Annotated in this window: 7 protein-coding genes; 3 read left to right on the top strand and 4 right to left on the bottom strand. The window is 35.8% G+C overall.

Annotated features, from left to right (window positions below):
• Positions 1 to 111 precede the first annotated feature (111 nt).
• From AMD00_RS20940 to AMD00_RS20925, 4 genes are all read right to left on the bottom strand, one after another.
• Positions 112 to 1,335: an NAD(P)/FAD-dependent oxidoreductase gene (locus tag AMD00_RS20940; protein ID WP_211258682.1), complete on the bottom strand. Its 1,224-nt coding sequence runs from the start codon at positions 1,333 to 1,335 to the stop codon at positions 112 to 114.
• A complete protein-coding gene (locus tag AMD00_RS20935; RefSeq protein ID WP_053418933.1) occupies positions 1,328 to 1,666 on the bottom strand; it encodes a (2Fe-2S)-binding protein in 339 nt (112 codons plus the stop codon). Before AMD00_RS20935 ends, AMD00_RS20940 begins: the two co-directional genes overlap by 8 nt.
• Positions 1,663 to 1,917, bottom strand: coding sequence for a (2Fe-2S)-binding protein (locus AMD00_RS20930; RefSeq protein ID WP_053418989.1), 255 nt, complete (start codon positions 1,915 to 1,917; stop codon positions 1,663 to 1,665). Before AMD00_RS20930 ends, AMD00_RS20935 begins: the two co-directional genes overlap by 4 nt.
• 92 nt (positions 1,918 to 2,009) lie before the next feature.
• Positions 2,010 to 3,707, bottom strand: a complete 1,698-nt coding sequence (locus tag AMD00_RS20925; protein WP_053418932.1) for a sigma-54 interaction domain-containing protein — start codon at positions 3,705 to 3,707, stop codon at positions 2,010 to 2,012.
• A gap of 339 nt (positions 3,708 to 4,046) precedes the next feature.
• Here AMD00_RS20925 and AMD00_RS20920 point away from each other — a divergent pair, with 339 nt between their 5' ends.
• From AMD00_RS20920 to AMD00_RS20910, 3 genes are read left to right on the top strand one after another with little or no spacing between them, the layout of a single operon-like run.
• Positions 4,047 to 5,219 carry an NAD(P)/FAD-dependent oxidoreductase gene (locus tag AMD00_RS20920; RefSeq protein ID WP_053418988.1) on the top strand — a complete coding sequence of 391 codons (1,173 nt, stop codon included), beginning with the start codon at positions 4,047 to 4,049 and terminating at the stop codon, positions 5,217 to 5,219.
• Positions 5,219 to 6,259, top strand: a complete 1,041-nt coding sequence (locus AMD00_RS20915) for a proline racemase family protein (RefSeq protein ID WP_053418931.1) — start codon at positions 5,219 to 5,221, stop codon at positions 6,257 to 6,259. Before AMD00_RS20920 ends, AMD00_RS20915 begins: the two co-directional genes overlap by 1 nt.
• Positions 6,260 to 7,162, top strand: coding sequence for a proline racemase family protein (locus AMD00_RS20910; RefSeq protein ID WP_053418930.1), 903 nt, complete (start codon positions 6,260 to 6,262; stop codon positions 7,160 to 7,162). It abuts the gene before it with no gap.
• Positions 7,163 to 7,167: the final 5 nt, after the last annotated feature.

Raw genomic sequence — 7,167 nt, 5'->3', positions numbered from 1 at the left:
TGAATTTTAGGTATCTAAACCCGAATTCAATCGAAGATGCTTTTTTTATTTGTCTATACATTTGGGGTCAGTCCCGTTAAGCTAAACTTGAATGGAGGAGCTCTTTTTCTTTTAGTTTTTTACTAGTTTTATATCTTGTTGATGTTTTATCCAGTATTGCTGTAATTTTTGCTTTCCAATGTTGATATTCGGGTGGAATTGAATAAATGCATTTGCCCTAGTTGAGTTCAATTGTTTAAGTGCATCTTGTATCTCGTGTTCTAGTTTGCCATTATAATTTTTATTGGCAATTGTTAAACCCGCTAAATGTCCTTGCTTAATAGCAATTTTAGCACCCTCAATCCCTGTGATATTGCCAGCTACGTAAAGGCCATCTAGAACTGTTTCCATCGTCTCATTATGTAGGGGAACATAGCCACCAAGTTCTTCAATCCAATGGAATGGACAGCCTGCTAAAGCGGCTAATTCTGCTAAAGGATATAAGCCACCAGCAATGCAGACAAAATCAACACTAATTTTTGTTTCTGTCCCAGGGATTATTTCACCGGATGGACTAATATCTGCTAGGACAACGCCTTCTACAGAATTATTACCATAGATCTCAATAACAGCTTTACGAAGCATAATGGGAATATCCCACATTTTCATCCCTTTTTTAGGATAGAAGGTGATGCCCATTTTCTTTAGAAAATCATTTTTCATTAATTTACTGCCCATTTTTACTAATTGGGAAGGAGCCATATGAGCCACATTTAATAAGGAATTCATAACGGCTAATGGATTCCCAGTTTCCTCCGATACCTTTGTTAGCTTAGGTAAAGCAATACATGCAACTTCTATATTTGCTATTTTTAACTCCATTGCAATCGCAGAAGAAAGTACATTGACACCTACTATTACGCCTTTATTCCCTGGTTTAACACGATGAACATTTGTCATAACTTGAGCAGCGCCTACAGACATTACACCTGGTAGCGTCCACCCAGGTATAGGGATTGGCGATTCAGCAGCACCTGTCGCTAATAATAAATTTGGTGTTGTATAGGTATGTTCATTAGTATATACAACCCACTGGCCATCAATTTTTTCGATATTAGAGACTGGGGTACTTAATTTAAAATCAACACCTAATGCTAGTGCGCTATTATATAGGTTCGCGGATTCCTTGACGCCATTCCACCAGCCACCTGTTGGTTCTTCATATAATTGACCAAGTAATCTACCACCAGCTTTCATATATTCATCAATAACTGTTACTTTGAATCCTTGTTGTGCCATGGAGATAGCCCCAGATACGCCTGCAGGCCCTGCACCGATTACGATAGCATTATTCATTATTAGCCCTCCAATCACGAACAGGTGTCGGTAATTTTCCACCACTTATGATGTCCATATTCTCCTCTAAAGGTGTTAAACATGCACGGACTCCTTGTTGGCCGTTAACATGTACTCTGCATTCGAAACAATGTCCAATATTGCAGTAAATACCTCTTGGTGTACCGCTCTCCTCATGATAACGGATTGTACGAATACCATTTGCCAATAAAGCAGCAGCAATAGACTCTCCTAATAAACCTGTTAGTGTTTCACCGTTATATGTAAATGAAATTGTATTTGAGTCATTTAATCGCCCTAATACCGGGTGATCTATAATACGCATTGTCATTTATTTACACCCCCCAAGTCTCCGAAGTGAATTGGACGAATAGGTGGTTGATATTTCAAGGAAACTTGTTTCTCGTTACGCGGTTGGACTTTATTAGCTATACTGTCGACTAAATTACGGCATGTTCTACCTCCACAGTAGCCCATACCCGCTCTAGTGCGAAGCTTTAGTTCGCGTGCTGTGCAATCGTAGGTTGTTGCTGTCTCGACCAATTGCCCGTAAGTTACTTCTTCACATCTACAAATTATCATGTTATTTTCTGACAATACGCTCACCACTTTCAAAAATGTTTGCAATCTATTCTTAAAATAAATGCAAGAACTATGCCAAAAACCAACTGTAGTTATTTTATGCCTAATTTATTTAGACGGTTGTAAAGTGTAGCGCGGGTGATACCAAGATTTTTTGCACATGTATTTTTATTCCCATCGGCTTTATGTAACTCTTTAAGTAATATATCTTTTTCGTATTCCTGCAATTGCAGATTCAAGGGAAGGGAATCGAATTGTTTCAAAGAATCGCTCTCCTCTTTTTTACTATTGGTATGGGAGGGAACATGTAATTCAATTGGTAAGTCTTCAGATTTTATGATTCCGTTATCAGAGAATACAACAAGTCTTTCAACGACGTTTTTTAGTTCGCGAATATTTCCTGGCCATGAGTAGCCCATTAGATTTTGTAGTATATCTTGAGAAATACCGTGAACAGGGCGGTTATACTTAATAGAAATTTCATATAAGAAATAATGGGTTAATTCGATTATGTCGCTAATTCTTTCACGTAGAGCAGGAATTTTAATGTTGACTACGTTTAAGCGATAATATAAATCTTCTCTAAACTTTCCTTCTTTTATAAGCTCCATAAGATCACGGTTAGTAGCTGCAACAACATGGAAATCAACTTCAATTTCCTTAGTTCCCCCAACAGGATAGAATTTCTTTTCTTGCAGAAGCCGTAAGATTTTAACCTGCATATCGAGTGGCATTTCACCGATTTCATCTAAAAACAATGTTCCGCCCTTTGCAAGTTCTACTTTTCCTTTTTTCCCTTTTTGATCTGCTCCAGAAAATGCTCCTTTTTCATAACCAAAGATTTCACTTTCAAATAGTCCAGGTGGAATGGCACCGCAGTTTATGGCTATAAACGGAGCTTTATCATCTTCTCTAATGGTGTGAATGGCTTTAGCAAATAACTCTTTTCCAACACCGCTTTCACCATTAATTAGAATATTGGCATGTGTTGTGGCAGCCTTTTTTACTCTTTCTAATGTCTTTTTTAGAGTAGGGCTATTTCCTTTAATGTAAGTGAATGGATTATCAGCGTTCTTTACTTTTCTTACTTCTTCTTCTAAAGAGAATAATTTTTCTGAAGTCTCATAAAGCTCATTATTTAAACGAATTTGATTTGTAATATTAGCTTCTGAGACAACTGCCCCAATAATAGTATCTTGCCAAATTACTGGATTTGAGTTAATTCTTACAACTAAATCTTCTCGTGGCTGATGCTGAGCGTGTTGAATAGATGTCCCTTTTTGCAATGAATTTAGAATTTCGAGGTGTTCAGCCTGGAAAAAATCAGTGATCGGTCGACCTAATACATCACGTTCCTTTAACGTAAATAACTCTTCTGCTCCTTTTGTCCAATATAATATGTTCTGATTTTCATCAATAACTGTGCAAGATTCATCAATCGTATTTAAAATCGTATCAAAAAATATATTAGCTTTTATGTGCTCTGCAAATAAATTTGAAAGTAATAGAGTGCTAGAAGTATAGCCGATAAAGTCACCATTCATAGTAAATAATAAAGGCTTATTATGCTCACAAGCATTAAGAATAGTTGATATCGGAGTATCCAAAGAAAAGATATCGCAAAAGATTCGTGAATCATCTAATTTAATAAATATTTCCCCAGTATCATTACGAAAAAAAGTTTGTTCTGAGGGATTAGTTTGTAATGAAGAAGTTAAAAGTTCTTTTGAATTCAGTATTGAAAAGTTTTTTGATAAGAGCTTAAGAAGTAATTTTTGTTCATTATTCATTAATATCCCCCACCTTAATTGTTTAATAAATTAGAATTGTCTAATTTATTTTACACAATATAAGAAAAAATAGAAAGTTAATCCATCAATTCTAAAAATATCTTAAAAATGGGTTGTTACATATTAATAGTGATTTTATTTTAGCAATCCATCTTTATTTTATAAGCTGAATGCTAAATAGATAATTCAATACAACAGAAATAGAGAGGTTTATTATATTAATTTATTTATCAATTTTTATTAAATACGTGATATTTTCTGAGCAAAATTAAAAGTTGGCACGGTTCCTGCATTATATATTGCTGACAGAAAGAAAAAGGAGGAGACATAGTGAGTGCTATACAACATCGAGATATTGTTGTGATAGGTGGTGGGATCATTGGTGCAGCAATCGCGTATTATGGCTCAAAAGCTGGTTTAGATATAACAGTACTTGAAAAAAATGAACTAGCTAGTGGAACATCCTCAAGATGCGACGGCAATATTTTAGCAATAGATAAAGATCCAGGTTTTGATAGCCAAATGTCTTTAAAAAGCCAGGAACTTGTTCATAAATTGAGCAATGAATTAGAAATACCTTTTGAATATAGAAATCCGGGTAGTATTTTAGTTTGTGAAAATGATGCGGAAATGGAAGCAGCAAATCAATGGGTGAAAAGGCAACAAGAAGCTGGCCTCAATTTTAGAATGTTAGATCGACAAGATTTACGTAACGAATCAAAGTATTTTGCAGATGATTTATATGGGGGGCTAGAGTGTGCAACTGACTCAACTGTAAACCCATATATGCTGACGTTTTCTATGTTTCATAGTGCAGAAAAGCAAGGTACAAGAATTCATAAAAATATTGAAGTAAAGCATATAAAGAAAAATCCTGATGGTCGCTTTACAATCGAAACATCAAATGGCATCTTTTCAGCAAATAAAGTAGTTAATGCATGCGGAGTTTGGGCTCCCAAAATTGGTGAAATGTTAGATGTACATATCCCCATCTTACCAAGGAAAGGTCAGCTTATTGTGGCATCTCGTCAAGAGCCAGTTGGTCTGCGTAAAGTGATGGAATTTGGTTATTTAATATCGAAATTCGGTGGAGAAAGACAGGTGGATAAAGCGACTGAACAATATGGCGTTGCTTTAGTTTTTGAACCAACAGAGAGTCAAAATTTTTTAATTGGTAGTAGTCGCCAGTTTGCTGGATTTGATACAAGAGTAGACCATGAAGTAACGAAGTATATAGCAAAGAGGGCAGTTCGTTTTTATCCTAAAATGGCTGATATGACAGTAATTCGAACGTATGCAGGATTACGACCATGGACAGAGGATCATTTACCTATAATTTCTGAAGTAGAACATATTCCTGGATTTTATATTGCAGCAGGACATGAGGGTGATGGTATTAGTTTAGCAGCTGTGACTGGAAAATTAATTGAAGAAATGCTTACTGAAAAAGCTACTTGTGTTCCAATTGAACCTTTAAGATTACAACGTTTTAGGGAAAGGATGTTGACCTAATGAATCTGCAAAGATTATTTACAACTGTTGATACTCATACAGGAGGGAATCCAACACGAACATTAGTTAGTGGGTTACCACCTTTAAAAGGTAAAACTATGTCTGAAAAAATGCTCTACATGCAACAAAACTATGATTGGATTAGAAAATTTTTGATGAATGAGCCTCGTGGACACGATGTGATGTCCGGTGCTTTTATTACGGACCCTTGTCATCCAGAGGCAGATGTAGGCGTAATTTATGTAGAAACAGGCGGTTATTTACCAATGTGTGGACACGACACAATTGGTCTGTGTACAGCATTGATTGAAACAGGAATGGTGCCGGTTGTTGAACCATATACAAATATTAAAGTAGATACACCTGCAGGATTAGTGGATGTTCAAGTGAAGGTGGAAAAAGGCATAGCAAAAGAAGTAACTTTTGCTAATGTTCCAGCATTTTTATTGAAGTCTATTGAAATTGATGTGGCGGATATTGGGGAAGTGAAATGTGACATTGCTTATGGTGGGAATTTTTATGGAATTATAGATGCTCGATCATTGAATCTACCATTAGTTGAAAACAATGCATCTACAATTATCGACATAGGTATTCAAATTCGTAACGCTATTAATGAGCGTGAAGATATTGTGCATCCTGAATTTCCGTTTATCCGTGGTCTAACTCATATTGAATTTTTTACAGATCCGGTTCATCCAACGGCAGATGTGAAAAATACAGTAATTGTTCCTCCAGGAGGAATTGATCGTTCACCTTGTGGAACAGGGACTTCTGCAAAACTGGCTACATTATTTAGTAAAGGTGAAATTGGCATAGATGAGCTCTTTGTACATGAAAGTATTGTGGGCACTCTATTTAAAGCAAGAGTATTAGAAAAAACGAAAGTTAAACAATTAGATGCAGTGATTACTGAAGTAACCGGTTCGGCTTGGCTTATGGGTATGCACCGCTTCTTCTATAATGAACGTGATCCTTTAAGAGAAGGGTTCCTACTTATTCCACCAATGGAACATGAAACAGAGAAAGAAGGTGTCTAAATGAAGTTTGAGAAAATGTTTAGCACGATTGATGCGCATGTTGCGGGCGAGGCATACCGTATCGTATTTCAATCACCCATCACCTTTGCAGAAAATAACATTAAAATGAATCACGAAAAACTACAATCACAATTTGAAAATACTAAAAATCTGTTGTTAAAAGAACCTAGAGGCCATCGAGGTATGCACGGATGTATCGTTCTACCATCGGTTGTAGCAGATTTTAGCCTACTATTCTTTACTCATGAAGGAGTAAGCAATTTTAAATACGAGTCTTTAATTGCAACTTTAACAGGACTATTAGAAACAGGGAATTTACAACAAAAATCTTCACACCTTTATACCGTTGAAACAGTGAATGGAATTTTTGAGTTACATGCTGAAATAGCTGATGGTGAAGTTATTGCTGTAACACTTTGTCACACAAGTGATTTAATAGTTGAGAATTCTCAGGATACGCCTCTAATAGTAATAGATGCAGAGAGACAGTATGCATTATTTGAGAAGGAAAATAAAGCTCAAGAAATTACTTTGGAGAATTTAGCTTCACTTAGTAGATGGGGCAAAGGGAAAATTCGTAACTTAGTGGAAAAAGGTATAAATGTTACGGGTGTCATTTTAATAGAGCAAGATGCTGAAGATATTTCTCAAGTACGCTCAGTAACATTTGAGAGCGATGGCTATATTTTACGCTCACCAGGTATCGATAGTACTCTTGCGATTGCAAAAGTTTATCAGAAAGAAGTATTACAAAACTCAAGTGTTTTTAACAGTACTTTTAAAGTACAAAAGGATTCAAGTGAAGCGCTTTATACTATTTCAACAGAAGCTTTTGTGACAGGTATACATCAGTTTATATTCGATCGGGAAGATCCGTTAGAAAACGGTTTTATATTAGCTTAAACAAA

Source organism: Viridibacillus arvi, from assembly GCF_001274945.1.
Taxonomy (GTDB): Bacteria; Bacillota; Bacilli; order Bacillales_A; family Planococcaceae; genus Viridibacillus; species Viridibacillus arvi.
The sequence above is the reverse complement of the archived record's forward strand: the minus strand, read 5'-3'. Positions and strand labels throughout refer to the sequence as shown.

Coding starts and splice junctions, on each gene's coding strand:
- AMD00_RS20940 (WP_211258682.1), bottom strand. CDS start 1,335: ATGAATAATGCTATCGTAATCGGTGCAGGGCCTGCAGGCGTATCTGGG.
- AMD00_RS20935 (WP_053418933.1), bottom strand. CDS start 1,666: ATGACAATGCGTATTATAGATCACCCGGTATTAGGGCGATTAAATGAC.
- AMD00_RS20930 (WP_053418989.1), bottom strand. CDS start 1,917: ATGATAATTTGTAGATGTGAAGAAGTAACTTACGGGCAATTGGTCGAG.
- AMD00_RS20925 (WP_053418932.1), bottom strand. CDS start 3,707: ATGAATAATGAACAAAAATTACTTCTTAAGCTCTTATCAAAAAACTTT.
- AMD00_RS20915 (WP_053418931.1), top strand. CDS start 5,219: ATGAATCTGCAAAGATTATTTACAACTGTTGATACTCATACAGGAGGG.
- AMD00_RS20910 (WP_053418930.1), top strand. CDS start 6,260: ATGAAGTTTGAGAAAATGTTTAGCACGATTGATGCGCATGTTGCGGGC.